Genomic DNA, 26,903 nt, shown 5'->3' on the forward strand with positions numbered 1-26,903 from the left:
TCGAATGTGCCAGACTTTTCCCATGACAGGAATCACGAGCACCAGCCTTTCCGATGGCAGGGAGCTGATCTATTTCGACGACGCCGGGGCGCCAAAGTCCCGCACCGCCGAGCTGACCACCGACCACCGGGGCCTTCCCCCGCGGGGAGAACCTGGGGAGGTCCGCTACGACGCGCTGACGGATGAGTGGGTGGCCGTGGCCGCACACCGCCAGACCCGCACCCACCTCCCGCCGGCGGACCAGTGCCCCATCTGCCCCACCACCGCCGGCAATCCTTCCGAAATCCCTGCTGCAGACTACGACGTGGTGGTGTTTGAGAACCGGTTCCCGTCCCTCGGCCCTGCGCTGGGCCCGATACCGGATGAAACAACCTGGGGTACCAAGGGGCCCGCGTATGGCCGCTGCGAGGTGGTGGCGTTCACGCCCTCACACACCGGATCCTTCAGTGAACTGGGCGAAGTCCGCGCCCGCACCGTTATTGAAGCGTGGGCGCACCGCACGGAAGCCTTGAGCGCGCTCCCCGGCATCAAGCAGGTCTTCCCGTTCGAAAACCGCGGCGCGGACATCGGCGTAACGCTCCACCACCCTCACGGCCAGATCTACGCGTACCCCTACATCACGCCCCGCGCAGGAGTGGTTGGGGCGGCCGCCAGGAAGTTTTATGATGCGCAGGGCGGCCGGGATACGCTCACGGGTTCCCTGTTGCGCTCCGAGCGCGAAGACGGCAGCAGGATGGTCCTCGAGGGCGAAAACTTCAGCGCCTACGTCCCTTTTGCTGCCCGGTGGCCGCTGGAGATCCATCTGGTGCCGCACCGCCAGGTTCCGGACCTGGCGGCCCTGAGCGGCGAAGAGAAGGATGAACTGGCGTCCGTCTACCTCGACCTGCTCCAGCGGGTGGACGCCCTGTATCCCACGCCCACCCCGTATATCTCTGCCTGGCACCAGGCTCCCCTGGATCCTGTCCTGCGGCCCGCCGGCTACCTCCACCTCCAGCTGACCTCCCCGCGGCGGGCAGCCGATAAGCTCAAGTACCTGGCCGGGTCGGAGGCCGCCATGGGCGCTTTTATCAACGACACGACCCCGGAGAGCGTCGCCGAGCGCCTCCGCGCTGTCAGCCGTCCGTCTTCCGCCGCAATCCCCGCCGCCCTGGCGGCCATGCCCGAAGGAGCCCACGCTTGAACACCGCACACGACCCCCTGGCCACCCGCGCACAGGCGGGGACAGAGGACCTGGCTGCCCGGTTCGCCAAGGAGTTTGGCGGGAACCCGGACGGTATCTGGCAGGCACCCGGACGGGTGAACCTCATCGGTGAGCACACGGACTACAACGAGGGCTTCGTCCTTCCCTTCGCCATCGACCGTACAGCCCGCGTGGCCGTCAAAGTCCGCCCCGATGCCTCCGTACGGCTGCTCTCCACCTTTGGGGACCAGGGCGTCGTGACCGCCACCCTTGGCTCCCTGCGGCCGGGATCCGCCAAAGGCTGGACCAAGTACCCGCTCGGCGTGATGTGGGCCCTCAGGGAGCGCGGGATCGACGTTCCGGGCATGGACCTGCTGCTCGACTCAAACGTTCCCCTGGGAGCGGGCCTCTCTTCATCCCATGCCATTGAATGCGCCGTCATTTCGGCGCTGAACGACCTCACCGGGGCGGGGCTCGAAGCAGAGGAAATGGTGCTGGCAACCCAGCGCGCGGAAAATGACTTCGTCGGCGCTCCCACAGGGATCATGGACCAGTCCGCCTCGCTCCGGGGCTCGGAAGGCCATGCGGTCTTCCTGGACTGCCGTGACCAAAACGTCCGCCTGGTTCCGTTCGAGACGCGCCCGGCGGATCTTGTGATGCTGGTGATCGATACAAAGGTCTCGCACTCGCACGCCGACGGCGGTTACGCTTCGCGGCGTGCATCCTGCGAGCTGGGCGCCGAGGTAATGGGAGTCAAGGCGCTTCGCGACGTCCAGGTGGGCGACCTGGCGGAAGCCGCCGGCCTCCTGGACGAGGTCACCTTCAGGCGCGTCAGGCATGTGGTCACCGAAAACGACCGCGTGCTCCAGACCGTGGAGCTCCTGGCCGGTGAGGGACCTGCCGCGATTGGTCCCCTGCTGGACGCCAGCCATGCCTCCATGCGCGATGACTTCGAGATCTCATGCCCTGAGCTGGACCTGGCAGTCGAAACCTCCCGCGCCAGCGGTGCTATCGGTGCCCGAATGACCGGTGGCGGTTTTGGCGGTGCAGCCATAGCGCTGACGCCGGTGGGCTTGGAGCAGGCGGTGCGTGACGCCGTCGTCAAGGCCTTCGCAGACGCGGGCTACAAGGTGCCGGACATCTTCACGGTGTCTCCTGCGGCAGGAGCCCGGCGGATCGCTTAGCGGCTTCCGGAACTGCTCTTAACAGCTGAGGGCCCCACCGTGCGGTGGGGCCCTCAGCCGTTAAGAAAGGCTCGACGGCGGGAGCCGCCGGGGTGTTACTCGTCCCCGCGCAGAATGGCCAGCAGGCGGATGATTTCCACGTAGAGCCATACCAGCGTCACCGTCAGGCCGAAGGCGGCCGTCCAGGAGAAGCGCTGCGGAGCACCGCTGCGGACGCCCGCCTCGATGCTGGTGAAGTCCATGACCAGCGAGAAGGCCGCGAGGCCGATGGCCAGGATGCCGATAACGACGCCGATGATGCCGCTTCGCAGTCCGAACGGTTCCGTGGTCAGGCCCGTCACCATCATGATGAGGTTCACCACGGAGAACAATGCGTAGCCAACCATGGCGATCATGAAGAACTTCATGGCCTTTGGCGTGGCGCGTACCTTGCCGCTCTTGAAAAGGAGGAGCGTCACGGTGAAGACGGACAACGTGCCGAGGACAGCCTGAAGCCCCACTCCCGGGTACATGGTGTCCAGGACCCGGGTAAGTCCACCGAGGAAGAGGCCTTCAAGGCCTGCATAGGCAAGAATCAGCGCCGGCGACGGCTGCTTCTTGAAGGTGTTCACGAGCGCCAGCACGAAGCCGCCCAGTGCGCCCACGATCATGAGGAGCGAAGCGAGGCCCATGCTGACGAACATGGTGACGGCGGCACCGACGAGCAGCACTCCGAGGCAGGCCGCGGTCTTGACGATGACGTCGTCGAACGTCATCCGGCCGGTGTCAGCCGGGCCGGCAGCAGGCTGGTTGTACATCTGCTGCAGCTGTTCGTTGGTCATATTCTGCGGCTGGCCGTAGGCCTGCTGGCCATACGGCGCCTGTCCGTACGGCTGCTGGCCGTAGGGGGCCTGGCCGTACGCCTGCTGTCCGTAGGGAGCCTGCGGAACAGGCGGTGCCTGGGTGGCTCCACGGAAGCTCTTTCCGTTGAAGATCGGGTTGCCGCCAAGTGCCATTACGGGATTCCTCCATAGGGATGTGTTGTGAACCTTAAGGTTTACGCTACCAATTCTCACGTAATTGCACCCGCAAAAGTTCCCTGCCGGATCAGGAGCGCGGAGTTGTTATCCGATCGCTACCAACAGCACTTGAACCTCGTCATATCCCGCTACTTCCGCGCTGTAGCATAAGCCAAGCAGGGTGACGGAACTCACATATGTGGTGGTGCCGGGCCTGAGGGCATCGTTCCATCCCTGCATCCGTTCGCAGCGGCTGCAATGGCGCAGCCGAGACCACCCCCAAGTGGAGGTTTTTCAATTTGAGAAGTACACCGCAAGGCCCGCCGGCTGGAAGACGTCGAGGGTTGCTGAGAGTACTGGGAGCCATCAGCGCTTCCATCCTGGCGATCCTCCTCGTGGCCGCACCGGCATCCCAGGCCACTTCCCCGTCACCGACACCATCCCCGTCGAACCAAACCTTCCAAAACAACATCAGCGGATTCCTCCGTGATGACACCCGCGCACCCCTGGCAGGCGTGACCATCACGGCCACAAAGGACGACTTCACCGGTACCGCCACGTCGTCCGCGAACGGAGCCTGGAGCATCGGAGTGCCGGAGCAAGGCACCTACACCGTGGAACTGGACGAAGACACCCTGCCGGAAGGCATCGCCCTGGCAGAGGGCCAGGAAAATCCCCGCGACGTCACCTTCAGCCAGACGTCAAACCTGTCCGTCATCTTCGCCTTCGGCAAGGGCATCGTGGTGCAGCAGCAGGACTTCGGGCAAAACCTGCTCAACCGGCTCGTGGCGGGGTTGAGCTTCGGCCTTCTGCTTGCCCTCGCCTCCGTAGGATTGTCCCTCATCTTCGGCACCACCGGGCTCACCAACTTCGCCCACGGTGAGATGGTGACACTGGGCGCAGTGCTGGTATTCGCATTCAATGCCCTGGGCCTTCCGTTCTGGCTTGCCGTTCTTCTGGCACTGCTGGGCGGCGGACTCTTCGGGTACGCCCAGGACAGAGGGTTGTGGCGGCCGCTGCGCCGCCGCGGCACCGGCCTTGTACCCATGATGATTGTCAGCATCGGCCTTGCACTGGCTGTCCGCTACGTCATCCAGTTCTACTTCGGCGGCGCCACCCAGCAACTGCCGTTCGCACAGAGCCCCGAAATCCAGCTCGGACCGGTCTCCATTTCGCCGAACAACCTCTGGTCCCTGGGGATCAGTGCAGTGGTGATCGCCCTGATCGGCATCGTGCTGCTCAAGACCAGGCTGGGCAAGGCAACCCGCGCGGTGGCGGACAACCCCGCCCTCGCAGCAGCCTCCGGCATTGACGTGGACTCGGTGATCCGGATTGTCTGGATCACCGGCGGCATGCTCGCCTCCCTGGGCGGCATCCTGTGGGCCTACTACCGTCCGGGCGTTACTTTCGACATGGGCTCCGCCATTCTCCTGCTCATCTTCGCCGGCGTCACCCTGGGCGGACTCGGAACAGTCTTCGGGGCCCTGATCGGCTCCATCATCGTGGGTATCTTCGTGGAGCTGACCACAGTGTTCGGCCTCGCCGCGGACCTTAAGTACGTGGGCGCCCTGTTCATCATGATCGTTGTCCTTCTGTTCCGGCCCCAGGGGATCCTGGGCCGGCGCGAGCGCGTGGGTTAGGAGACAGCCATGGACTTTGGATTCATTCTTGCCAGCGCTGCCAGTGAGATTTTCAGCCCGACCACGGCAGCGTATGCCCTGGCCGCGCTCGGCCTTGCCGTGCACTTCGGTTACTCCGGCCTGCTGAACTTCGGGCAGGCCGGCTTCATGGCGGTGGGAGCCTACGGCTTCGCCATCTCCACCCTCAGCTTCGGCGTGCCCTTCTTCGTGGGACTGCTGATAGCCATCATTGCCTCGTCAATTTTTGCCCTGTTGCTTGGCATTCCCACCTTGCGGCTGCGGGCGGACTACCTTGCCATCGTGACCATCGCTGCAGCGGAAATCGTCCGTTACATCGTGACCACCAACCAGCTCACCGCCGTGACCGGATCCGCGAACGGCCTGGCAGCCTTCGAGGGCGGGTTCTACAGCATGAACCCCTTCCCTGAAGGCTCCTACTTCGGCATGAACAACCGCGACTTCTTCATCCGGGTGGTGGGCTGGGCGCTGGTGGCGGTCTGCTGCACCCTGGTATGGCTGCTGATGCGCAGCCCGTGGGGACGTGTCCTCAAGGGCATCCGCGAGGACGAGAACGCAGTCCGTTCCCTGGGTAAGAACGTCTACGCCTACAAGATGCAGGCGCTGATCATCGGTGGTGTCCTCGGAGCACTCGCCGGTATGATCTTCACCCTCCCCCGGGGTGCGGTCCAGCCGGCGAACTACGGTACCGAACTGACGTTCTTCCTCTATACCTGCCTCCTGCTGGGCGGCCTGGGAACCGTGCTGGGGCCGGTGATCGGCGCCATGATCTTCTGGGTTGTGCTGTCACTGACCCAGGGCATCCTGTACGGCCTGATCGAGTCAGGTGCCGTCACCTGGCTGAACACGGTCCAGGCCGGGCAGCTGCGGTACATCCTGGTTGGCGTCGCCCTGATGCTGTTGATGATTTTCAGGCCCCAGGGCGTCTTCGGAAACAAGAAGGAGCTGGCGTTCGCATGAGCATGCACAGCGAAGAAACCACACCTGCCGGGCCCGGCGGGCTGGATTACATGACGGACACCCGTCCCATCGCGGCAGGTGAGGCCGGACCCGGCTGTAAGAAGCGGGATCCCATCGTGGTGGCGGAGAACGTCACGCGGAGCTTTGGCGGAATTAACGCCGTCGACGTGAACTACCTCGAAATCCCCCGTCACAAGATCACCGCGCTGATCGGCCCCAACGGCGCCGGCAAGACAACTCTCTTCAACCTCCTGACCGGCTTTGATACACCCAATACCGGCAAGTGGCAGTTCGAAGGCAAGAGCCTCGCCGGAGTGTCTCCCTACAAGGTGGCGCGGATGGGCATGGTGCGCACCTTCCAGCTCACCAAGGTGATGGGCAAGCTGACCGTTATGGAAAACATGCGGCTTGGTGCCGCAAACCAGCCCGGCGAGCGGCTGTCCAAGGCGCTGTTCAAGGGCATGTGGGGCGGCCGGGAGAAACAGATCACCAACGAGGCCAACGTCCTGCTGGAGAAGTTCAAGCTCGACGCCAAGAAGGACGACTATGCGGCATCGCTCTCGGGAGGGCAGCGCAAGCTCCTGGAAATGGCGCGGTCCCTCATGGTGCGGCCCAAGCTCGTGATGCTCGACGAACCCATGGCCGGAGTCAACCCGGCCCTGACGCAGTCGCTGCTGGACCACATCAAGAATCTCAAAGCGGAAGGCATGACGGTCCTGTTCGTTGAACACGACATGCACATGGTCCGGCACATTGCCGACTGGGTGGTGGTCATGGCCGAGGGCAAAGTGGTGGCTGAGGGTCCCCCGAATGAGGTCATGAAGAACCCTGCCGTCATCGACGCCTATCTTGGCGCCCACCACGACGTGGACCTCGGCGACTCCGAGGGCCTCAAGGAACTCGCAGCCGAACTCGAGGCTGACGAGGAATCGATCGTCGGCACCGAAAATGCCGGGATCATCTCGCTGGACGTTGTGGCCGCGGAGGCTGAGCAGAAGCGCCGGGACGGGGAACAGTCCGGCAGTGACAGGCCGCGGGGCCGCCATGGAAGCACGGACACAGGCAGCACAGAGAAGGACGCCCAATGAGCAGCACCAGCGCGGCACCGGCCGCACAGCCCGTGAGCGACAGCGGGTCCGTCGTCAAGGTCACCGACCTTGTCGCGGGCTACCTTCCCGGGGTGAATATCCTGAACGGCTGCAGCATCGAGGCCAGAAAAGGTGAGCTGATCGGGATCATCGGCCCCAATGGAGCCGGCAAGTCGACGCTCCTGAAAGCCATGTTTGGCCTCGTGAAGGTCCATTCCGGCACTGTGGTGGTGCGCGGCCAGGACATCACCGGGTTGAAGGCGAACAAGCTGGTCAGCCGCGGAGTAGGGTTCGTCCCGCAGACAAACAATGTGTTTGCCACCCTGACCATTGAGGAAAACCTGCAGATGGGCATGTTCCAGCGGCCCAAGGACTTCGCCGAACGGTTCGAGTTTGTGACCGGCCTGTTCCCTGAACTGGGCAAGCGCCGGGCACAACGGGCCGGTTCACTCTCCGGCGGTGAACGCCAGATGGTGGCAATGGGCCGTGCGCTGATGATGGATCCTGCCGTGCTGCTCCTGGATGAGCCTTCTGCCGGCCTCTCCCCCGTGAAGCAGGACGAGACCTTCCTGCGCGTCCACGAGATCAACCGCGCAGGCGTGTCGGTCATCATGGTGGAACAGAACGCCCGGCGCTGCCTGCAGATCTGTGACCGCGCCTACGTCCTGGACCAGGGCCGGGATGCCTACACCGGTACCGGACGGGAGCTCATGAAGGACCCCAAGGTCATCCAGCTCTACCTCGGCACCCTGGCCGACACCGTGGAGTAGGCCCAGCCACTACACAAGGAAGCCCCCGTCCTGCTGGACGGGGGCTTCTTTGGTGTTCAGGAAGGTTTCCTAGAGCTGGCCGAACTCTTCCTTGACTGCGGTGTACTTGTTGTCATCCTGGTACTGGTAGATGCCGATGTACGCCTCGGTCGGGTCCCCGGCGTCGGAGAAGGTTACAGGTCCGGACTGGCCGTCGTAGTCAGCGTCCTTGCCTTCCCTGATCAACGTGACACAGGCGGCGTAGGACGTGCACTTCTCGCCGCCTTCGGAAACTTCCTTGAGCTTGGCTGCGATGTCCACGCCCTTGGTGCTTCCGGCTGCCTCTGCGGCCAGTGAAATCAGGTTGACGGCATCGTAGGACTCGCCGGCGTAACTGTAGTCCTTGAGTGCCGGGTCGATGGCGAGCAGCTTCTTCTTGAAGTCTTCCTGGGCGAACGTGCCCGGGATAGTGCCCTGCGCGCCCTTCAGGGTGCCCGGCTGGAAGTCCTTGCTGTAGTCGGAGGTGTTGCCGTCCACCAGGAACATCTGGGTGGGCTGGACGCCCTTGCCGGTCATCAGCGGAACGATGCTCTTAGCCTGGTCAAAGGTGATCAGGGCGATGGCATCCGGCTTGGCGGCAATAATCTTGTCCACCTGGCTGCTGAACTGGGTGTCGCCCTCATTGAAGAGTTCTTCCGCCACAACCTGGCCGCCTGCTGCCTCAAATGCCGACTTGATATTGGTTGCCAGGCCCGTGCCGTAGGCGTCGTTGAGGACAATCATGCCCACGGTCTGCGCCCCGCAGGTGGCCATGTAGTTGCCGAGCACCTTGCCTTGGAGGACGTCCGAGGGTGCTGTGCGCCAGTACAGGCCCTTGTCATCCCACGTGGTGAAGTCCGGCGAGGTGTTGGCCGGCGAGAACTGGATAACACCTGCGCCGGTGATCTGGTTGATCACTGTCTTGGAAACACCCGAAGATGCCGCACCGATGATGGCGCTGACGCCCTGGCCCAGCAGCGCGGAGGTGGACTGGGTGGCGATGTCGGTCTTGGTGTCACCGGAGTCGCGGTGGATTACTTCAACCGGCTTGCCCAGGACGCCCCCGGCCTTGTTGACTTCATCGATGCCGAGGTTGACGCCGGCGATTTCGGGTGGACCGAGGAATGCCAGGGATCCGGTGGTGGGAAGCAGCGAACCAATGCGGAGCGGAGTTTCAGTGGTGGCGGTTGACGGCGGTACAGAGGGAGTCTCCGCAGGCTGGCTGGCGGCTGCGCCTCCACCGCCTTCAGGCGCCGGACAGGCGATTCCTGACGCTGATCCGGTGGCGGACGACTCGGTCGCCGTGGGTGTGGACGAACCGCCGCAAGCCGTTGCCATAAAGGCGACGCCGATGCCAAGCGCTGTCAGCTTGGCAACACGGGTTCCCGCCTGGGGGAATAAAGTCATTTACGAGCTCCTCGATCTAAAGGTGCGAACGGCCTTTGACACGAAAAACCAGGTGTTCCTGATTTAGCTTCAAGCTAGTGCAAATCGGAGCCGAAGATAAGTGACTGAGGTCACATCCTTATAACAGTAGTTGCATATGTGGAATTAAATGCGGGAAGCCGCCCCCGGTGGGACGGCTTCCATTTCCTGCGCCTGCTGACACTGCTTGTACCCCAGGTGGGACTCGAACCCACAACACGCGGATTTTAAGTCCGCTGCCTCTGCCAATTGGGCTACTGGGGCGCCCGGTCAATGGTATCCCGTCAGATGAGTGCGAAGGGTTCGGCGTACCGGAAAGTGCCATGGACGCCTCCGGGCCAGAGCGCCAGTGGCAACAGCTGGAAGTAGTCGCCCCACGATGGATCGGGCGGGAGTACTCCCAGCGAGGCGGCGGGGACAAAACCAAAGCGCGAGTAGTATTCGGGGCTGCCCAGGAGGGCGATGCCGCTCTCCCCTGCCGCGTTGGCCCGCTTGATGGTTTCCCTCATCAGGAGTGAACCTATGCCATGGCGCTGGAGCCTCGGCGTGACCCCGAGCGGACCCAATCCCAGCAGCCCGTGGTCACCCACCCAGCCCCGGGTGCTGATGACATGGCCCACCACCGCGTTGTCCTGGACTGCCACCACACTGAGATCGGGCAGGTACTCAGCGGCCTCGAAGAGCCCGGCGAGCACTTTAACTTCCAGGGGCTCGCCGTCCGCGGGAAGACCGGTGGCAGGTGAGATGGCAAAGGCTTCGGCTGTGAGGGCCAGGATGGATTCCCGGTCACCGGGCGCCTCTGTGCGGACCAGTACCTGGGGCCGCGGCGCCTGGCTGCTGCGTGCGGACAGCCCGGCAAGGGTCTCAAGCGCCCGGGGCGCATCCGCGACCGGGACGAGCAGGTGGTCATGGTGGAAACCGGCCAGGACGTTGCAGCTGATCATGGCGCCGGCCAGGGCCTTGCTGACAGCCGCGGTCAGGCCCACTGCTTCCAGCGCGGAGTGGACCTGCAGTGTGATCCAGGCGCCCACGAAACTGTAGGACAAGCCTTCCCTGTCAGCCACTGCCCGTGGCAGTACCACCGTGAGCCCTTCCGCTTCACGGACTGCCGCCGCGACATCAGGTACCAGCGGCTTTCCGTCCGGCCACAGGACGTAGACGTACTCGCCGTCGCGCTGCACCGGCTGCATCGCCGCCAGCAGTGCCTCGAGGTTCTTTTCGCCAGTCATGGTGCCAGTCTAGAAGGCCGGCACCAACGGAGCGGTCTGTCCCCCGGCCGGAACCTGACCTGCTTCAAGAAACGCAAAACGGCGGCTGCCCCTCGTGGGGACAGCCGCCGTCTGGCGCTTACTGGGCGTGTGCCTTACTTGGCCTTGGCCGCCACGGCTTCCTTGGCGTCAGCAGCCGCCGGGGACGTTGCCGTGGAGCCGGAGCCGCCGGCCACGGGGGCGGGGGCCGGAGCCGGAGCAGCAGCCGGCTTGGGCGCCGGGGTGGCTGCCGCGACAAATGCGCCGCGCGGGTTGTCCAGGTCCATGAGCTGCGTGGTGTCACGGCCCGCAAAGAAGCTGAGGAGCCAGTTGATGATTACCCGGAACTTGCGTTCGAAGGTGGGCATTGCCAGGCCGTGGTAGCCGCGGTGTGCCAGCCAGGCAAGTCCGCCCTTGAGGCCGATGCTGCCCACCAGGTTGATGTTGGCAACACCCTTCCACTGGCCAAAGCCGGCCACAGCACCGAGGTTCTTGTGCTTGTAGTCCTTCAGCGGCTTGTCCCAGCGGGAGGCCCACAGGTTCTTGGCGAGGCGCTTGGCCTGGCGGAGAGCGTGCTGGGCGTTGGGGACGCAGGTGCCGTCGGGCAGGCCCTTGCCCGTGAGGTCCGGCACGGCGGCGACGTCGCCGGCTGCCCAGGCGTTGTCGATGATGCCTTCGTCGCCGGACACGCGGAGGTCCGGGAGGACGCGGACGCGTCCGCGCGGCTCCAGCGGGAAGTCGGTGGAGCGGACCATCGGGTTGGCCTGCACGCCTGCGGTCCAGACGAGGGTGTCGGTTTCAAACTCCTGGGCGGGGGTCTTGTCCGGGAGGTTGATCAGCTTGAGGGAGCCTTCGGCGTTGTCCAGGGAGGTGTTCAGCAGCACCTCGATGCCGCGGCTGCGGAGGTGCTCCACAACCCATTCAGCCTGCTTTGCGGTAACTTCCGGCATGATCCGGCCCATGGCTTCAACCAGGACGAAGCGGACTTCCTCCTGCTTGATGCGCGGGTTGTTCCGCACGGCGGCCCGGGCGAGGTCTTCCATCTCCGTGATGCACTCAATGCCGGCAAAACCGCCGCCCACGACGACGAAGGTCAGGGCGCGGGCACGGGCAACAGGATCGGTCATGGTTGAGGCAACTTCGATGCGCTCCAGGACCTTGTTGCGGAGCGCAACGGCTTCCTCAATGGTTTTCAGGCCGATGCCCTTGTCCGCAAGTCCCTTGATGGGGAAGGTACGGGTGATGGCCCCGGCGGCGAGGACGACGTCGAAGTAGGGAACCTCGAAGTTTGCGCCACCGTCAGCGGGAGCCACGACGGCGGTGCGGTTGGCGTGGTCGATCGAGGTGACGCGGCCCTGGATCAGTTCCGTCTGCTGCAGGTGCTTGCGGTGGGACACCACGGCGTGGCGGGCCTCGATGTTGCCGCCGGCCACCTCCGGAAGGAAGGGCTGGTACGTCATGTAGGGCAGTGGATCCACGAGGGTGACAATGCCACCGGCATTCGCGATCTTCTTCTGCAGTTTGAGTGCTACGTACAGGCCGACGTACCCGCCGCCGACGACGAGTACCCTGGGACGGTCCTGGAGCTGTGGGGTGGTTGCCATGGTTTTAAGGATACAACAGTTTGTGAAAATCTTCACTAGCTGAAGTGGGCGCCCGTAACTTAGGGGTTGGGACCAGTTTCCACCTTCTCCGCCACCCCGGTTTCGGCGTCTTCATGGAGCAGGGCAGGGTTCCTGGCGGCCCGCCTCAGCTGGATGGCGGCTGCCCCGATGATGGCAACAAAGAGGACGGAAAAACCGATCACGACGGCGGCGCTAACGGCAGTGTCGCGCTGGGAGGGCGCCTCCGCCACGGGTACCGTCGCTTCAGGCAGCGTAGGTGCTGCGCTGGGGACGTCGGCGGTGGGCAGCGGGGCGGGAGTGGCAAGGTTTCCCCGGCGGTGTACACGGATCCACTCAGCAATGGAGCCCAGCGGGTTGGCTGCAACCTCCGGGACGGTGTCCTTCAGCGCGGCCTCGGCGTTCAGCACCCCGAAGCCGTAGAGCGGGTCCTTGCCCGGCGCACCCGCGTCCTTGGCTGTAGTAATAATCCGGTTGATGACCTGCTCGGCACTCATCGCCGGCCATTTGGAGCGAATCAGTGCCGCTACGCCGGCCACGATAGGAGTGCTGCCGGAGGTTCCGGCCCACTCGGCATAGCCCCCGCCCGGTACGCCGCCGAGCAGGGTTTCAGCCGGCGCAGCCACACCGATACTGATGCCCTGGGAGGAGGCGTCTACACTTGCTGCCCCTTTCCGGTCCAGCCCGGCAACTGTCAGGACACCGGGGATGGTGGCCGGCGCCCCCACCTGGATGTTGCCGCCAATACGGTTTCCCGCAGCGGCAACGATCACCACGTCCTTTTGCTCTGCGTAAAGGAACGCCGCGTCCCAGCTCTGCGGCCACTGTGGCGTAGTGCTCCCCAGCGAGATGTTGATGACCCTGGCGCCGTTGTCCACCGCCCAGCGCACGGCCTCCGGGATCTGGTCCTGGTCGCTCTTGCCGGAGGGATTGCTGGACCCCAGCCAGGTGGAGACGGAAAGGATCTGGGCTTCGGGGGCCACGCCCACCATGCCGTCAGGTGCCACCCCGGAAGGGGACGGCGCCGGACTGGGGCCGGGACTGGGACTCCCACTTGGGCTGGGACTCGGGCTTGCCGGCTGATGGCCGCGTCCGGCCAGCATCGTGGCCACCAGGGTGCCGTGCTCAGGTTTGATGCCCACGCCTTTTTGTCCGTCCGGACGGCCCGACCCTGATGCGTCGTAGCCTCCGGCTACAGCGCCCTTCAGGTCCGGGTGCGACGCGTCCACTCCGCTGTCGATGACGGCCACCTTAACGCCGGCGCCTTTGGAAACCTCCCAGGCCTTGGTAATGCCGGACTCGGCCAGCCAATACTGCTTGTCCCGCCATTCATCCGCCTGCGCTGCAGGAGCCGCAAAGAGCCCGGAGGCCAGGCAGCAGGCAACGAGCGCCAGCGCCAGCAGGGCCGACGCCGCCTTGCGGAGCGGGGGCGCTGCCCGTGGAGTAAGGAAGGGCATGTTTGTCAGCCGATGCTCAAGGCAATGCCGTCGAGGATGTCGTGTTCGCTGGCCATGGCGGTGGCGATCCGGCCGCCGGTGAGCTCCCCCAGCTGTTCCAGGATGCGCCCCCAGACGAGTCCGCCGGCTCCGATGACGTCCACCCGTCCAGGATGCATGTACGGCAGGGCGGCCCGCCGGGACCGCGGCATTGCCAGGAGATCGGTGGCGGCTGCGCGGACAGTGTCCAGTGGGAGTTCGGCGCCGTGGATCGCATCCGGTGAGTATTCGGTCAGTCCCAGCGCATGCGCGGTAATGGTGGTGATGGAACCGGCAACCCCGACGACGGCGGTGGCGCGTTCCAGCGGAACCTCCTGGCGGGCACGGGCAACGGCCGCGTCCACGTCAGCTTGCGCGGCTGCTATTTGGCCGGCAGCGGGAGGATCATCCCGGAGGTGGCGTTCCGTGAGGCGGACGCAGCCGATGTCAACAGACTTTGCGGCCGTGACGCCTGCGGCTGTACCCATGACGAACTCGGTGCTGCCGCCGCCCAGGTCCACCACCAGCACTTCCTGCCCGTCCAGGACGGGCAGCACGCTGCTGGCTCCGGCGAAGGACAGGGCGGCTTCCTCGTCGCCCGAAATTACTTCCGGTTCAACGCCAAGCAGGTCCCGGATTCCATCCACGAAGACGTCGCGGTTCCGCGCGTCCCGGCTGGCCGAGGTTGCAACGAACCGGATTTTGGTGGCTCCGGAAGCCCGGATGAGCCGGGCGTAGTCGGCGGTTGCAGCGAAGGTGCGTTCCAGTGCCTCGGGCGCGAGCTCGCCCGTGGCGTCCACTCCCTGGCCCAGCCGGACCACCCGCATTTCCCGGACCACGTCCCGAAGGCGGATGCTGCCATTGTTCCGCTCGACGTCAGCGATCAGGAGGCGGATGGAGTTTGTGCCGCAGTCAATGGCGGCCACGCGCGTCATTCCACGGCCCCTGCGGCGTCGGCCGATTTCCGGACCGGCGCCGGCCGGCCCACGATGTCCGGCAGGCCCTGCGGCCCGTGCCGGCTGAGGTCCCGGGAAGGAACCTCACCTGAGGTGTCCCAGGCGCCGTCGCAATAGCACGTGTCTGCGGTCCACCACTCGGTGATCCTTGCCAGGGCTTCATCTCCCAGGGGATTGACGCCCGGGCCGGCCGCCAGCGAATGCCCCACCAGGACATGCAGGCACTTGACGCGGGTGGGCATACCCCCGGCCGAGATGCCGTCAATTTCGGGTACAGGGCCAATCCCGGACCGCGCGCCAATGGCATCACGATCCGCAAGATATGCCTCATGCGCCAGGCGATACCGGGCGGACAACGCCTCATCGCCGGCCAGCTGCTCATTCATCTCGTTCATGACACCTGCGGCCTCAAGCCGCGAAACTGCCGAGGTGATCACCGGGTGGGTCAGGTAGAACGTGGTGGGGAACGGCGTTCCGTTGCTGAGCCGCGGGGCGGTCGCTGCCACCAGGGGATTGCCGCAGACGCAGCGTGCAGGAATTTCCACCACGTCACGGACCGGCCGTCCCAGCTGGCGGCTCAGTACTTCCAGGTCGTGCACGGATGGTTGGCGGGATTCGTCCCGGGCGGCTGCCGTGTTATTTTCCACTGTGGCGGGCCGTCCTTCCTGTTGCGGTTCAGTCTGTAGCCGCGCGCGTAATGGACTCCCACAGGGAATCCACCCACGGCAGATCGGCGGGGTCTTGTGCTGCTGCACCGGTCTGGCTGCCGGTCTCTCCGGCCGGAAGATCGCTGCCGAAAACCCAGTAGCCGGTTTCTCCCGGCATAACCATGTTAATGCGGTCGCGTGCCTGCTGTTTCACGTAGTTGGGATCCTGCCAGCGCGAGACCTGCTGCCGGAGGACGTCACCTTCCGCCTGGCGAGCAGCGATATCTGCATTCAGGGCGTCGATCTCAGCCTTCTTGTCGAAGAAGATCTTGACCGTGGGCGCGAGCATGATGGTGATGGCAATCATCACCACGGCAAGGGCAAGCATTCGCCCGGAGAAGGCCTTGGCCGGTACGGGCTGCTGGTCGTCGTCGTCAGTCTCGGGGTGCGGGTGCCTTGCGGATTGTCCGGTAGCGCTGCTCCCCTTGCGGCCGCCCGCCTGCCGGCTGCCTCTGCCGCCATGCGGCTCGCGGCGTCCGGTTGCCGGGCCGGCCGGTCGCTTACCGGCAGGCGGCGGACTGGCGGGCTGCGGGCGGGCTGGTTCCCCTGCCTTGGTGTCCTTGCCCGGGCCAAATTCCGCCCGGATGATGTCCGCGCCGTCGGAAGCTTCCGTTGCGGAGCGGGGTGGGGCAACCTTGGGAACTTTGGGACGGCGGGTAGCCATGACACTCCTGAAACGCGCAGCCTGCCTGGGCCGCCACTATCTGTGCTGAAACAAGTGCTGCTTGAAAAAGCAACGGTGGCTATGGTCTTCCAACCATAGCCACCGTTCAGTGCTTTACGCGGCTACTAGCCCTTGAAACGCGGGAAGGCGCTGCGGCCGGCATAACGTGCGGCGTCGTCGAGTTCCTCTTCGATGCGCAGCAGCTGGTTGTACTTGGCAACGCGCTCGGAGCGGGCCGGTGCGCCGGTCTTGATCTGGCCGGCATTGGTGGCTACCGAGATGTCGGCGATGGTGGTGTCCTCGGTTTCGCCGGAACGGTGCGAGGTGATGGTGGTGTAGCCGGCGCGCTGGGCCAGGCTGACAGCATCCAGCGTCTCGGTCAGGGAGCCGATCTGGTTGACCTTGACCAGCAGCGAGTTCGCGGTCTTGGTGTCGATCCCGCGCTGCAGGATGGCGGGGTTGGTGACGAACAGGTCGTCGCCCACCAGCTGCACCTTGTCGCCGATCGAGTCGGTGAGGGTCTTCCAGCCGTCCCAGTCGTTCTCGTCCAGCGGGTCTTCGATGGAGACCAGCGGGTAGTCGGCGACGAGTTCGGTGTAGTACGCGCTCATCTCGGCGGAGGTCAGCGACTTGCCTTCGAACTGGTAGGCGCCGTTGGTGAAGAACTCGGAGGAGGCAACGTCCAGGGCCAGTGCGATGTCCTTGCCGGGGGTGTAGCCGGCGTTCTTGATGGCTTCCTGGATCAGGTCCAGTGCTGCGCGGTTGGACGGCAGGTTCGGGGCGAAGCCGCCTTCGTCGCCGAGGCCGGTTGCGAGGCCCTTTTCCTTGAGGACGGACTTGAGGGCGTGGTAGACCTCAACGCCCCAGCGCAGGCCCTCGGAGAAGGTCTCGGCACCCAGCGGAACGACCATGAATTCTTGGATGTCGACGTCGGAATCGGCGTGGCTGCCACCGTTGAGGATGTTCATCAGCGGGACGGGCAGGACGTGGGCGTTCGGGCCGCCGAGGTACTTGTACAGCGGCAGGTCAGCGGAGGCAGCGGCTGCGTTGGCGACGGCCAGGGAAACACCCAGGATGGCGTTGGCGCCCAGCTTGCCCTTGTTCGGGGTGCCGTCCAGGTCCAGCATGGCCTGGTCGATGCTCCGCTGGTCGGTCGCGTCGAAGCCGGTCAGGGCCGGGGCGATCTGGTCGATGATCGCGTCGACGGCCTTCTGGACGCCCTTGCCGAGGTAGCGGCCCTTGTCGCCGTCGCGCAGTTCAACGGCCTCGTGCTCACCGGTGGATGCACCGGAGGGAACTGCCGCGCGGCCGATCTGGCCGTCGGAGAGCAGAACCTCAACTTCTACGGTCGGGTTGCCACGGGAATCGAGGATCTCGCGGGCGTGGATGGCATCGATAAGCGCCATGAATTTGCTCCTTATGGGCGATTAACGGGGGGATCTTGCAGAAAGACTCGACGTACTCGTCACTGACCAGCGTAGTCGAGAGTGGTCCGGGTTACGGAAACTCCTCCAGCCCCGGACGTCATGATGGCGGGGTTATCCCGGTGCCGCCGGCGGCGGAGCCTGCTCCTGGTAGCGCCGGACAGCGCCACGCAGGGCACGCTCAGCATCCAATCCGCTGCCGTGGGCGGAATAGACGACGGCGAGCAGCAGCTCCCCCAGCTCATCCTCCGAGGCGAAGGGACCGGCTTCCACCGGTGGCCGGGATTCGCGGCAGCCCGCCCTGGCCGCCCTGTCGATGGACTTTTGCGCACGGGCGAGTGCCGGGAGGGCCTGCGGGATCCCTTCGAAGGGATCCCGCCGCTCCGGCCGCTCCGCCCGCTTCACGGCGTCCCATTTCTCCACAATCTCAGTGACAGTTGCGGGAAAGGCCTCCTGGAGGGAGCCGTCCGGGCGGAACACATGGGGGTTGCGGCGGACCATTTTGGCACGCAGGCCGCGTGCGACGTCGTCGAACCTGAAAGCACCCCGTTCCTCGGCAAGCCGGGCGTGGAGCACCACCTGCAGCAGGACGTCGCCCAGCTCACCGAGCAACTCGGCGTCGGGATGCCGCGCCTCGATTGTTTCGGCAACCTCGTAGGCCTCCTCGAGGAGGTACTCCACCAGGGACGCGTGCGTGAGCGCACCCATCCAGGGACAATGCTCACGCAGCGACGCGATCGTGGACAGGAGCTCCCCCACCGGCGAGCCGTCGTCCGCCTCGCTAGCCAAGGTTCGCGTAGGCGTCGTTGATGTACTCCACCAGCGCTTCCTTCTCCTCGAGCGGCAGGAAGGACGCCTCGGCGGCGTTCAGGGTCAGCTCCAGCAGGTCGTCGAGATCGTAGTCGAAGGTTTCCACCAGGAGGTCGAATTCGTCGGTCAGGGTGACACCGCTCATGAGCCGGTTGTCCGTGTTGACGGTGACGTTGAAGCCGAGCTGGTACAGCATGTCCAGCGGGTGGCTTTCGATGCCGTCGCCGAACCCTGCGATCGCGCCGGTCTGCAGGTTGGAGGAAGGGCAGATTTCCAGGGCGATGCCCCGGTCCCGGATCCAGCTGGAGAGGTCACCCAGGGTCACCAGGCCGATGGTGTCCCCGGTGTCGTCATCGTCGTCGAACTCCACCAGAATGTCTTCGGCGATCCGGACGCCGTGGCCCAAGCGCAGGGCACGGCCGTCCACCAGCGCGGACTGGATGCTTTCCAGCCCTGCAGCCTCACCCGCGTGGACGGTGGCCGGGAAGTTCTGCTGCGCGAGGTAGGTGAAGGCGTCCTTGAAGCGGGAGGGCAGGAAGCCGTCCTCGGCCCCGGCGATATCGAAGCCGACTGCCCCCTTGTTGCGGTGGCGGACGGCGAGTTCTGCGATTTCCTGGCCGCGGTCCGCGTGGCGCATGGCGGTGATGAGCTGGCCCACCTGGATCTCGCGTCCGCTCTCCCCCACGGCCTCGACACCGGCTTCAAGCCCTTCCTGCACAGCCTCCACTGCGTCATCCAGCGAGAGGCCTTTCTGGAGGTGCTGCTCAGGGGCCCACCGCACCTCGCCGTAGACCACGCCGTCGTCAGCGAGGTCTTCAACGAACTCCTTGGCCACGCGGAACAGGCCTTCGTGGGTCTGCATGACAGCAACGGTGTGGTCGAAAGTTTCCAGGTAGCGGACCAGCGAACCTGAGTTGGCGGACTCACGGAACCACTCGCCCAGCGCCACGGGATCGGTGGATGGAAGGGTGTGGCCAACTGCTTCCGCGAGTTCGATGATGGTTGCCGGACGCAGTCCTCCGTCCAGATGGTCGTGGAGGGAGACCTTGGGCAGGTTCTTCAGGTCGAAGTCAATGGCAGGGGCAGCGTCAACAATGGGCTCAGTCACGTTCCCACCTTAGGGTGGCCCGTGGTCCAAAGCCAGCCGCTACTGTGCCGTGGGTTCGCCGTCCCCGGCAGCGGAAGCAAGGACGGCTGAACTGCCGTTCTGTGGGTCGCGGGCGCCGGACGGGCCGCCGTCGAGCCAGCCATCCACCTCCCCGGCATCCTTTCGGGCGAGATGCTTGTGCCACCACCGGAGCACGTGGTCCAGGAGGATGCCCAGCACGATCGCGAAGACAACGGCGATGCCGGCGCTGAGGAGCGGGTTGTGGTGCAGCCACGGGAAGGAGCTCGCCAGCAGCCCGATGCCGATGGAATAGCCCACCCAGGTGACGCAGGCGAAAGCGTCGAGCAGGAAGAAGCGGCGGTGCGCATAGCCGGTACTGCCTGCGACGTAGTTGACGGCCACCCGTCCCCAGGGAATGTACCGGGCGGTGAAGATCAGCACGGCTCCGCGCTTTTCCAGTTCGTAGCGCGCCCAGCTGAAGGCTTTCTGCACTCTGCGGCGGCGCATCCACTTCCACCGGTTCAGGCCGATGCGCCGGCCCAGCATAAACGCCATGTTGTCCCCGGCGATGGCTCCCACCAGGGCTGTGAAGCCGAGGATCCAGAGATTGGGTTCCCCGCTGTGCCGGGAAAAGGCGGCAAGTGCCACGATCAGGGTCTCGCTGGGAACCACCATGGCGAAGCCGTCGACAAAGAAGAACGCCAGCAGGACCGGGTAGATCCACCACTGGCCCGCTGCATGGAGCACGGCCTCATTAATAAACTCCACGCAGGTCTTGCTCCTATGCAAAATGGCCCAGCCGTCAGTGACGCAGCCAAAGCGGAAATCGTTCCTAAGTCTCCCACGGCCAAGGCGCCATTCGCTACGCCCTCACCTGCTGGAACAACGGTTCACCTACGCTTCAGGTTCCTTCATCCGCTCCATCATGGACGTCCGGTGGCGGACACGGTTGATGGCCAGATCCACCACGATGCCCAGCGCCACGGCACACACGATGGCGATCACGGCACCCAGCAGGTGGTTGTCCTCGAACCATTGGCCGAAGAAGAGTCCGATTCCCACCGAGTAGCCCGCCCACAACGTTGCCGAAAGGAACGTCAGCCCCACAAAGCGAACGTGCGGATACTGCGTCACGCCGGCGGTAAGGTTCACCGCCACCCGTCCGATCGGGACGAACCTGGCCACGAGGATGAGCGACGCCGGCCGCTTCCGCAGTTCACGCCCTGCCCACCTGAAAGCACTCTGCATCCGGGGTCCGCGCATCCAGGACCAGCGCCGGGTACCCACCCTGCGGCCAATCAGGTAGGCGATGTTGTCCCCCAGGAATGCACCCAGCGCCGCCACCAGCATCAGGAGCCAGGGGTTGGGAACATCGGCGGTGGCGGCGACGGCAGACAGGCCCACCACCACCGATTCGCTCGGAATGGGCGGGAAAAAGCCGTCAATGACACAGCAGGCGAGGACCACAAACAGCACCCATGGCTGTCCGGCGGCGGCGAGGATGAAGTCATTGATGGCCTGCATGGGTTCCTATGCTATGCGGTCAATGATCAGCCGTTGTGCAGGCCGCGACCCCTCCGGTGCGATAACCACCGCGTGTTCCAGGGCTTCCCTGGCCCGGGCAAAGCGTTCCGGAGTGTCCGTCAGCAGGGTCATCAGGGGTTCCCCGGCACGGACGACGGCGCCGGGCTTGGCGTGCATCCGGACTCCCGCGCCTGCCTGCACGGCGTCTTCCTTGCGGGCCCGTCCCGCACCGAGGCGCCAGGCTGCAACACCGACGGCAAGGGCATCCAGCTCCACGAGCACCCCGTCCGCAGGGGCGTAGACCACCTCGGATTCGCGGGCGACGGGAAGGGAGGCCCGCGGATCCCCGCCCTGGGCTTCAATCATGCGGTTCCAGACGTCCATGGCGCGGCCGTCCTTGAGGGCAGCGGCCGGATCGGCGTCGTGCACTCCTGCACACGCGAGCATTTCCTGGGCCAGCCTGACCGTTAGCTCCACCACGTCGGCAGGACCGCCCCCGGCCAGTACTTCCACGGATTCCTCCACCTCGATGGCATTGCCCGCGGTGAGCCCAAGCGGGGTGTTCATGTTCGTGAGCAGGGCAACCGTGTTCACGCCCGCGTCCTTGCCCAGCGCCACCATGGTCTCCGCGAGTTCGCGGGCCCTGGCCTCGTCCTTCATGAAGGCCCCGCTGCCTACCTTGACGTCCAGGACCAGCGAGCCGGTACCCTCGGCGATTTTCTTGCTCATGATGGAGGAAGCGATGAGCGGGATGGCCTCAACCGTGCCGGTGACGTCCCGCAGGGCGTAGAGCTTCTTGTCTGCCGGTGCCAGGCCTGCACCGGCAGCGCAGATCACCGCACCCACATCCTGCAGCTGGGCCAGGATCTCGTCGTTGCTGAGGGAGGCACGGCACCCGGGAATGGACTCAAGCTTGTCCAGGGTGCCACCGGTATGACCCAGGCCCCGGCCGGAAAGCTGCGGAACGGCTACCCCGAACACCGCAACCAACGGCGCGAGAGGCAGCGTGATCTTGTCCCCCACGCCGCCCGTTGAGTGCTTGTCCGAGGTGTACTTCAGGCCGCCGTCGGGCCTGCGTAGGCTGGAGAAGTCCATCCGCTCGCCTGAAGCGATCATGGCCGCCGTCCACCGGGCGATCTCCGTGCGGTTCATGCCGTTCAGCAGGATGGCCATGTTCAAGGCAGCCATCTGCTCATCGGCGATGGCACCGCGGGTGTAGGCGTCGATGGTCCAGTCGATCTGTTCTGGACTCAGGACACCCTTGTCCCGCTTAACGCGGATGATATCCACGGCGTCGAAGGGTTCGGCATTGTGGTTCTCTGTCACCGTTTCAGTCACCGTGTTTCCTCCAGGTGTTCGGGACCGAAGGCATCAGGCAACACCTGGTCCATGGATTTGATGCCTTGGGTCGTCATGAGCTCCATGTCCGGTGCGCGGAACTCGTACAGGAGCTGCCGGCAGCGTCCGCATGGCATCAGCACGTTGCCGCTCCCGTCCACGCAGTAGAACGCGCGGAGCTGTCCGCCGCCGGTCATGTGCAGGTTTCCCACCAGCGCGCATTCGGCGCAGAGTGTCAGGCCGTAGCTGGCGTTCTCCACATTGCAGCCGCTGACCAGCCGGCCGTCGCCGGTCAGGGCCGCGGCCCCCACCGGGAACTTCGAATAGGGAACGTAGGCGTTGTGCATGGCGGCGAGGGCGGCGGCCTTCAGTGCCTCCCAGTCGACCGGCTCCGGCGTGCCCCCGGTGCCGGCCACGCCGTCAGCCCTTGACATACGGAATACCACTGGCTGCCGGTCCCCTGGATTTACCAACCAGCCCTGCCACTGCCAGGACCGTCACCAGGTAGGGAAGCATGGCCATGAACTGGCTGGGAACGGGCGTGCCGATGATGGTGACGATGCTCTGGAGGTTGTCCGCGAATCCGAACAGGAGCGCTGCGAAGAAGGCCCCGATCGGGTTCCACCGGCCGAAGATCAGGGCGGCAAGGGCGATGAAGCCGCGGCCTCCCGAGATCTCCTTGGTGAAGCTGTCGATAGCCACGAGTGTGAAGAACGAGCCGCCGATGCCGGCCACGGCACCACCCAGCGTGACGTTCCAGAAGCGGGTGGCATTCACGTTAATGCCCAGGGTGTCGGCGGCCTGCGGATGCTCGCCGACAGCCCGTACGCGCAGGCCCCACCTGGTCTTGAACAGGCCCACCCAGACCACCAGGACCGCAATATACATCAGGTAACCCACCAGGGACTGCCTGAAGAGGATGGGACCGATGACCGGGATGCCGGACAGGACGGGTATTTCGATGATGTCCAGCCCGGGCGGTGAATTGAACTGCGCCTTGTTGGCCTGCATCACGGTGCTGAACAGAAAGCCCGTCACGCCCGAGACCAGCACGTTAAGGACAACGCCGACGATGATCTGGTTGACCAGGTACTTGATGCTGAACAGGGCCAGCACCATGGACACCGCTGCACCTGCCACGGCAGCGGCCAGAAGCCCGATAAAGGGGTTCTGCGTGATGCTGGCAACGATGGCGGCCGTGAACGCTCCGCCCAGCAGCTGCCCCTCGATGGCGATGTTCACCACGCCCACCCGTTCACAGAGGACGCCGGACAGCGATCCGAACACCAGCGGAACGGCGAGGGTGACGGATCCGGCAATAAGCCCGGCCAGCGAGATGCTCGGGGTGCGGGCCCCGCCCACGACCCAGATGAGGAACGCGGCCACAAACAGGACGATGAACGCCACCGTGAGCCAGCCCGGGGCGGCCTTGTCCCGGGTCTTGAGGTACACGGCGTACGCCGCAAGCCCCAGCATCAGGATGGACAGCACCAGGCCGCCGGCGAAAGCGTTCACTTCGAGGGCCGGAAGCTGGAAAAAGTCACTGCCGGTCGAGATCCCGAAACTGGCGGTCTGGCTGGGTGCCAGCAGTCCGAAGAACACCAGCGCAATCAGCCCGAAGGCAGTAAGGAGCACCGGTGTTTTCCAGCTCACCGGCTTGGCTGAGACCGTGGCGGCACTGGCGTCCTTGCCGGCGCTTTCCGGTTGCGGGTTGCCGGACCTGGATGAGGAGACTGTCGTGCTCATGCTGCACCTCCGGTGGTTGCTGCCTCGCGGGACGTGGCCGGGCGGGCCGGTTTCCGGCGTCTGGGGTTCAGTCCGAAGATGGCCCGGACCAGCGGCGGAGCCGCAATGAACAGGACAATCAGGGACTGGACCACCAGCACGATGTCGATGGGTGTCCCGGTCTGTATCTGCATCTGGACTGCGCCTGCCCGGAAGGCACCGAACAGCAGGCCGGCCGCGAACGTGCCCCACGGCGTCGAGCGTCCCAGCAGGGCCACCGTGATGGCGTCAAAACCGTAGGTGGCGGCAACGCCGTCGGTAAGGACCTTTTCGGTACCCGCCACCTGCGCGACTCCGGACATTCCGGCCAGGCCGCCTGCGATGGCCATGACGAGGATGGTGGAGCGGGACACGTTAATGCCCGCCGTCTGTGCAGCCTTGGGGTTTGCTCCGACTGCACGGAACTCGAAGCCCACCGTGGAACGGTTTAAGAGCCACCAGACCAGGACCGTGGCAGCGATGGCCAGGAGGAAGCCCAGGTGGAGGCGGTACTGGCTGCCAAGAATCTGCGGGTAGACGGCAGTGGGGTCCAGGATCGGCGAGATGGGGTTCGACTCCCCCGGCCGCTGGAAGGCGGGGGTGTTCAGGAGATAGCGCAGGAAATACAGCGCGATGTAGTTGAACATGATGGTCAGGATGACTTCGTGGGCGCCGGTACGGGCCTTGAGGAGGCCGACGAGTCCGCCCCAGAAGGCACCGCCGATAATGCCTGCCACCAGGACCAGGAGCAGGTGCAGGCCCATTGGCAGCTCGAGCGCAAAGCCCACCCAGGCGGCCAGGATGCCGGCCACGATGATCTGGCCCTGCGCGCCGATGTTGAAGAGTCCCGCACGGAATGCCAGGGCAACGCCCAGGCCGGCCGTGATGAGCGGGGTGGCGATGGTGAGGGTCTCCATGAAAGGCGCGAACTGCGACGCAATGCCGTTGCCCCTCGGGTTGAAGACCGACCCCTGGAACAGGGCAATGTAGGAACGGGTAGCCGCGTTCCAGACGGCGGCCAGGAAATCGGTGGGCCGGGCGAACAGGTAGGTGGACGTGGTGGCCACCTGCTTGTCCGTGCTGGCGATGAGCAGCCCGCCGATGATGAGGGCCAGCAGTACGGCGAGGACCGAGACCATGCCGCTGCCGGTGAAGATTTTGCGAAGCAGGGTGTCGGGGCCGCCCGGGAGCTGGCCGCTTTGGGCGGTGGCCGGGACCGCGGACGGCTCCATGGCGCCGCCGGCGGTATCAACGGATACGACGGCGGCCGTCTGCTCCTCTGCGGAGGAGGCTTGCCGTGATGTGCCAGCGGGGCCGCTGGAAGAGTGCTTAGGGGAATGCTTGTCAGACATGGTCGCCTCCTTCGGCGTCGGAAGTGGCAGCCGTGGCGGTGCCGGCGGGAGCGGGATGGGTGTGCTCCTCAGGCGCGATGCCGGCCATCATGAGGCCCAGGACGTCGCGGCCCGTGCCGGCCGGTACGATCCCCACCAGCTTGCCTTTGTACAGCACCGCAATCCGGTCGGCCAGTTCCATCACCTCGTCCAGTTCGGTGGAGATGATCATCACGGGCGTGCCCTGGTCCCGTTCAGCCACGATCCGCTTGTGCAGGAATTCGATGGAACCCACGTCCACGCCGCGGGTGGGCTGGGAAGCGATGAACAGGCGCAGCGGGCGGGACAGCTCGCGGGCCATCACCACTTTCTGCTGGTTGCCGCCCGACAATGTTCCGGCGGCCAGGGCTCCTGACGGGGTCCGGACATCGAATTCCTCGATCCGGCTCTTGGCGTTTTCCAGCACCTTGGCCGGGCTCATGCCAATGCCCTTCGCAAAGGGGGCTTGATCGTAACGGTCAAGGATCAGGTTTTCAGCGATCGAAAAGGTGCCGATCAGGCCGTCCACGGAGCGGTCTTCGGGGACGAACCCGACACCGGCATTCAGCACCTCCTTGACGCTGCGGCCCAGGAGTTCCTTGCCGTCCAGCAGGATGGAACCGTGCACGCGATCCTGGAGGCCAAGAATGGCTTCAGTCAGCTCCGTCTGTCCGTTGCCCTGCACGCCCGCAACCGCAAGGATCTCGCCCCGGGAAATGTCGAAGCTGAGGCCGTCCACCACGTGCTGGCCGTTGGGAGCGATCACCGTAAGGTCCCGGACCTCGAACGTCTTTTCCTTCGGCTGGGCCGGGGCTTTGTCCAGAGTGAGGCTGACTGCACGGCCCACCATCATGGAGGCCAGCTCCGTCGTGGACGCCGCGGGATCAGCCGTGCCAACCACTTTTCCGCGCCGGATCACGGTGATCGTGTCCGAAACCGCCTTCACTTCCCGCAGCTTGTGTGAAATGAACACGATGGACGTGCCGCCGGACTTGAGCTGGCGCATGATGTCCAGCAGCTCGTCGGTCTCCTGTGGTGTCAGGACGGCGGTGGGTTCGTCCAGGATCAGGACCTTCGCGTTGCGGACCAGGGCCTTGATGATTTCCACGCGCTGCTGCACGCCCACCGGCAGATCCTCCACCAGGGCGTCCGGGTCCACGTCGAAGCCGTACTGGTCAGAGATTTCCTTGATCCGGCGGCGGGTCTCGTCCAGGTTCAGGAAGCCGGCTGCCTTGGTGGGTTCGGCGCCGAGCGCTACGTTCTCCGCGACCGTGAAGACGGGGACCAGCATGAAGTGCTGGTGCACCATCCCGATGCCTGCCTCCATCGCATCGCCGGGTCCCCGAAAGGAAACAGGGGTGCCGTCAATGAGGATTTCGCCTTCGGACGGCTCGTAGAGCCCGTACAGCACGTTCATGAGGGTGGACTTGCCGGCACCGTTCTCGCCCAGGAGACAGTGGATCTGTCCGGGCTCAACCACCACGTCGATGTGGTCGTTGGCGAGCAGGGTGCCAAAGCGTTTAGTGATCCCTCTGAGTTCAAGTTTCAAAACTCTGACCAATCTCGAAGCGTCCGGTGATCGACCGGACGGGATATATGGCTGCAGCACCAGC

The 26,903-nt window shown here is 65.1% G+C and carries 24 protein-coding genes and 1 tRNA gene; 6 read left to right on the top strand and 19 right to left on the bottom strand.

Going from position 1 to position 26,903, the window contains the following annotated elements:
- Positions 1-22: 22 nt before the first annotated feature.
- Together galT and galK are read left to right on the top strand one after the other, a co-directional pair.
- Positions 23-1,180: a galactose-1-phosphate uridylyltransferase gene (galT, locus tag CXX84_RS14505; protein WP_102977425.1), complete on the top strand. Its 1,158-nt coding sequence runs from the start codon at positions 23-25 to the stop codon at positions 1,178-1,180.
- Positions 1,177-2,364, top strand: a complete 1,188-nt coding sequence (gene galK / locus CXX84_RS14510; protein WP_189337608.1) for a galactokinase — start codon at positions 1,177-1,179, stop codon at positions 2,362-2,364. The genes galT and galK overlap by 4 nt, the downstream gene beginning before the upstream one ends.
- A gap of 95 nt (positions 2,365-2,459) precedes the next feature.
- Here the strand turns inward: galK and CXX84_RS14515 are convergent, their stop codons facing one another.
- Positions 2,460-3,359, bottom strand: a complete 900-nt coding sequence (locus CXX84_RS14515; protein WP_102977426.1) for a Bax inhibitor-1/YccA family protein — start codon at positions 3,357-3,359, stop codon at positions 2,460-2,462.
- A 347-nt stretch (positions 3,360-3,706) separates the two neighbouring features.
- Here CXX84_RS14515 and CXX84_RS14520 point away from each other — a divergent pair, with 347 nt between their 5' ends.
- Genes CXX84_RS14520 through CXX84_RS14535 form a run of 4 tightly spaced genes read left to right on the top strand, consistent with a single transcriptional unit; the run spans position 3,707 to position 7,838 of the window.
- Positions 3,707-5,002 carry a branched-chain amino acid ABC transporter permease gene (locus tag CXX84_RS14520; protein WP_223253103.1) on the top strand — a complete coding sequence of 432 codons (1,296 nt, stop codon included), beginning with the start codon at positions 3,707-3,709 and terminating at the stop codon, positions 5,000-5,002.
- Between the two features lie 9 nt (positions 5,003-5,011).
- Positions 5,012-5,980, top strand: a complete 969-nt coding sequence (locus tag CXX84_RS14525) for a branched-chain amino acid ABC transporter permease (RefSeq protein ID WP_102977428.1) — start codon at positions 5,012-5,014, stop codon at positions 5,978-5,980.
- Entirely contained in the window at positions 5,977-7,068 is a 1,092-nt protein-coding gene (locus tag CXX84_RS14530; protein ID WP_102977429.1) for an ABC transporter ATP-binding protein, read from the top strand. Before CXX84_RS14525 ends, CXX84_RS14530 begins: the two co-directional genes overlap by 4 nt.
- Entirely contained in the window at positions 7,065-7,838 is a 774-nt protein-coding gene (locus CXX84_RS14535; protein ID WP_102977430.1) for an ABC transporter ATP-binding protein, read from the top strand. The genes CXX84_RS14530 and CXX84_RS14535 overlap by 4 nt, the downstream gene beginning before the upstream one ends.
- A gap of 69 nt (positions 7,839-7,907) precedes the next feature.
- On the opposite strand, the gene CXX84_RS14540 is transcribed toward CXX84_RS14535, so the two are convergent.
- The 18 genes from CXX84_RS14540 to CXX84_RS14625 all read right to left on the bottom strand — a co-directional run bounded on the left by CXX84_RS14540 (position 7,908) and on the right by CXX84_RS14625 (position 26,839).
- A complete protein-coding gene (locus CXX84_RS14540) occupies positions 7,908-9,263 on the bottom strand; it encodes an ABC transporter substrate-binding protein (protein WP_102977431.1) in 1,356 nt (451 codons plus the stop codon).
- A 208-nt stretch (positions 9,264-9,471) separates the two neighbouring features.
- Positions 9,472-9,545, bottom strand: a tRNA-Leu gene (locus CXX84_RS14545).
- A gap of 20 nt (positions 9,546-9,565) precedes the next feature.
- Complete coding sequence (locus tag CXX84_RS14550) at positions 9,566-10,510, bottom strand: N-acetyltransferase (protein WP_102977432.1); 945 nt, start codon at positions 10,508-10,510, stop codon at positions 9,566-9,568.
- Between the two features lie 134 nt (positions 10,511-10,644).
- The gene (locus CXX84_RS14555) at positions 10,645-12,132 is read right to left on the bottom strand and encodes an NAD(P)/FAD-dependent oxidoreductase (protein WP_102977433.1); all 1,488 of its coding nucleotides are present in this window, start codon (positions 12,130-12,132) and stop codon (positions 10,645-10,647) included.
- A 59-nt stretch (positions 12,133-12,191) separates the two neighbouring features.
- Positions 12,192-13,607 carry a S8 family serine peptidase gene (locus tag CXX84_RS14560; RefSeq protein ID WP_102977434.1) on the bottom strand — a complete coding sequence of 472 codons (1,416 nt, stop codon included), beginning with the start codon at positions 13,605-13,607 and terminating at the stop codon, positions 12,192-12,194.
- Positions 13,608-13,612: 5 nt separating this feature from the next.
- Complete coding sequence (locus tag CXX84_RS14565) at positions 13,613-14,560, bottom strand: Ppx/GppA phosphatase family protein (protein WP_102977435.1); 948 nt, start codon at positions 14,558-14,560, stop codon at positions 13,613-13,615.
- On the bottom strand, positions 14,557-15,228 hold the full coding sequence (locus CXX84_RS14570; protein ID WP_102977436.1) for a DUF501 domain-containing protein: 672 nt from the start codon (positions 15,226-15,228) through the stop codon (positions 14,557-14,559). Before CXX84_RS14570 ends, CXX84_RS14565 begins: the two co-directional genes overlap by 4 nt.
- A 28-nt stretch (positions 15,229-15,256) precedes the next feature.
- Positions 15,257-15,952 (bottom strand): FtsB family cell division protein, encoded by a 696-nt coding sequence (locus tag CXX84_RS14575; RefSeq protein ID WP_102977437.1) that lies wholly within the window; start codon positions 15,950-15,952, stop codon positions 15,257-15,259.
- Between the two features lie 125 nt (positions 15,953-16,077).
- Complete coding sequence (gene eno / locus CXX84_RS14580) at positions 16,078-17,358, bottom strand: phosphopyruvate hydratase (protein WP_102977438.1); 1,281 nt, start codon at positions 17,356-17,358, stop codon at positions 16,078-16,080.
- Positions 17,359-17,490: 132 nt separating this feature from the next.
- Positions 17,491-18,084, bottom strand: coding sequence for a MazG nucleotide pyrophosphohydrolase domain-containing protein (locus tag CXX84_RS14585; RefSeq protein WP_102977439.1), 594 nt, complete (start codon positions 18,082-18,084; stop codon positions 17,491-17,493).
- A gap of 73 nt (positions 18,085-18,157) precedes the next feature.
- Positions 18,158-19,294 (bottom strand): adenosine deaminase, encoded by a 1,137-nt coding sequence (locus tag CXX84_RS14590; RefSeq protein WP_102977440.1) that lies wholly within the window; start codon positions 19,292-19,294, stop codon positions 18,158-18,160.
- Between the two features lie 39 nt (positions 19,295-19,333).
- Positions 19,334-20,062 carry a DedA family protein gene (locus CXX84_RS14595; RefSeq protein WP_102977441.1) on the bottom strand — a complete coding sequence of 243 codons (729 nt, stop codon included), beginning with the start codon at positions 20,060-20,062 and terminating at the stop codon, positions 19,334-19,336.
- Positions 20,063-20,188: 126 nt separating this feature from the next.
- Positions 20,189-20,818, bottom strand: a complete 630-nt coding sequence (locus tag CXX84_RS14600; RefSeq protein WP_102977442.1) for a DedA family protein — start codon at positions 20,816-20,818, stop codon at positions 20,189-20,191.
- Between the two features lie 6 nt (positions 20,819-20,824).
- On the bottom strand, positions 20,825-22,156 hold the full coding sequence (locus tag CXX84_RS14605; protein ID WP_102977443.1) for a thymidine phosphorylase: 1,332 nt from the start codon (positions 22,154-22,156) through the stop codon (positions 20,825-20,827).
- Positions 22,153-22,590 (bottom strand): cytidine deaminase, encoded by a 438-nt coding sequence (locus CXX84_RS14610; protein WP_102977444.1) that lies wholly within the window; start codon positions 22,588-22,590, stop codon positions 22,153-22,155. The genes CXX84_RS14605 and CXX84_RS14610 overlap by 4 nt, the downstream gene beginning before the upstream one ends.
- Complete coding sequence (locus CXX84_RS14615; protein ID WP_102977445.1) at positions 22,577-23,902, bottom strand: ABC transporter permease; 1,326 nt, start codon at positions 23,900-23,902, stop codon at positions 22,577-22,579. Before CXX84_RS14615 ends, CXX84_RS14610 begins: the two co-directional genes overlap by 14 nt.
- Positions 23,899-25,272, bottom strand: a complete 1,374-nt coding sequence (locus CXX84_RS14620; RefSeq protein ID WP_102977446.1) for an ABC transporter permease — start codon at positions 25,270-25,272, stop codon at positions 23,899-23,901. The genes CXX84_RS14615 and CXX84_RS14620 overlap by 4 nt, the downstream gene beginning before the upstream one ends.
- Positions 25,265-26,839 carry an ABC transporter ATP-binding protein gene (locus tag CXX84_RS14625; protein WP_102977447.1) on the bottom strand — a complete coding sequence of 525 codons (1,575 nt, stop codon included), beginning with the start codon at positions 26,837-26,839 and terminating at the stop codon, positions 25,265-25,267. The genes CXX84_RS14620 and CXX84_RS14625 overlap by 8 nt, the downstream gene beginning before the upstream one ends.
- Between the last annotated feature and the right edge of the window lie 64 nt (positions 26,840-26,903).

Source organism: Arthrobacter sp. AFG7.2, assembly GCF_002892835.1.
Taxonomy (GTDB): Bacteria; Actinomycetota; Actinomycetes; order Actinomycetales; family Micrococcaceae; genus Arthrobacter.

Bases quoted from the DNA above. Each gene is read 5' to 3' on its own strand.
- CXX84_RS14560 (WP_102977434.1), bottom strand. From the start codon at position 13,607: ATGCCCTTCCTTACTCCACGGGCAGCGCCCCCGCTCCGCAAGGCGGCG.
- CXX84_RS14610 (WP_102977444.1), bottom strand. From the start codon at position 22,590: ATGTCAAGGGCTGACGGCGTGGCCGGCACCGGGGGCACGCCGGAGCCG.
- CXX84_RS14550 (WP_102977432.1), bottom strand. From the start codon at position 10,510: ATGACTGGCGAAAAGAACCTCGAGGCACTGCTGGCGGCGATGCAGCCG.
- CXX84_RS14620 (WP_102977446.1), bottom strand. From the start codon at position 25,272: ATGTCTGACAAGCATTCCCCTAAGCACTCTTCCAGCGGCCCCGCTGGC.
- CXX84_RS14525 (WP_102977428.1), top strand. From the start codon at position 5,012: ATGGACTTTGGATTCATTCTTGCCAGCGCTGCCAGTGAGATTTTCAGC.
- CXX84_RS14540 (WP_102977431.1), bottom strand. From the start codon at position 9,263: ATGACTTTATTCCCCCAGGCGGGAACCCGTGTTGCCAAGCTGACAGCG.
- eno (WP_102977438.1), bottom strand. From the start codon at position 17,358: ATGGCGCTTATCGATGCCATCCACGCCCGCGAGATCCTCGATTCCCGT.
- CXX84_RS14555 (WP_102977433.1), bottom strand. From the start codon at position 12,132: ATGGCAACCACCCCACAGCTCCAGGACCGTCCCAGGGTACTCGTCGTC.
- CXX84_RS14535 (WP_102977430.1), top strand. From the start codon at position 7,065: ATGAGCAGCACCAGCGCGGCACCGGCCGCACAGCCCGTGAGCGACAGC.
- CXX84_RS14565 (WP_102977435.1), bottom strand. From the start codon at position 14,560: ATGACGCGCGTGGCCGCCATTGACTGCGGCACAAACTCCATCCGCCTC.
- CXX84_RS14615 (WP_102977445.1), bottom strand. From the start codon at position 23,902: ATGAGCACGACAGTCTCCTCATCCAGGTCCGGCAACCCGCAACCGGAA.
- CXX84_RS14585 (WP_102977439.1), bottom strand. From the start codon at position 18,084: ATGGGTGCGCTCACGCACGCGTCCCTGGTGGAGTACCTCCTCGAGGAG.
- CXX84_RS14600 (WP_102977442.1), bottom strand. From the start codon at position 20,818: ATGCAGGCCATCAATGACTTCATCCTCGCCGCCGCCGGACAGCCATGG.
- CXX84_RS14575 (WP_102977437.1), bottom strand. From the start codon at position 15,952: ATGGCTACCCGCCGTCCCAAAGTTCCCAAGGTTGCCCCACCCCGCTCC.
- CXX84_RS14530 (WP_102977429.1), top strand. From the start codon at position 5,977: ATGAGCATGCACAGCGAAGAAACCACACCTGCCGGGCCCGGCGGGCTG.
- CXX84_RS14515 (WP_102977426.1), bottom strand. From the start codon at position 3,359: ATGGCACTTGGCGGCAACCCGATCTTCAACGGAAAGAGCTTCCGTGGA.
- galT (WP_102977425.1), top strand. From the start codon at position 23: ATGACAGGAATCACGAGCACCAGCCTTTCCGATGGCAGGGAGCTGATC.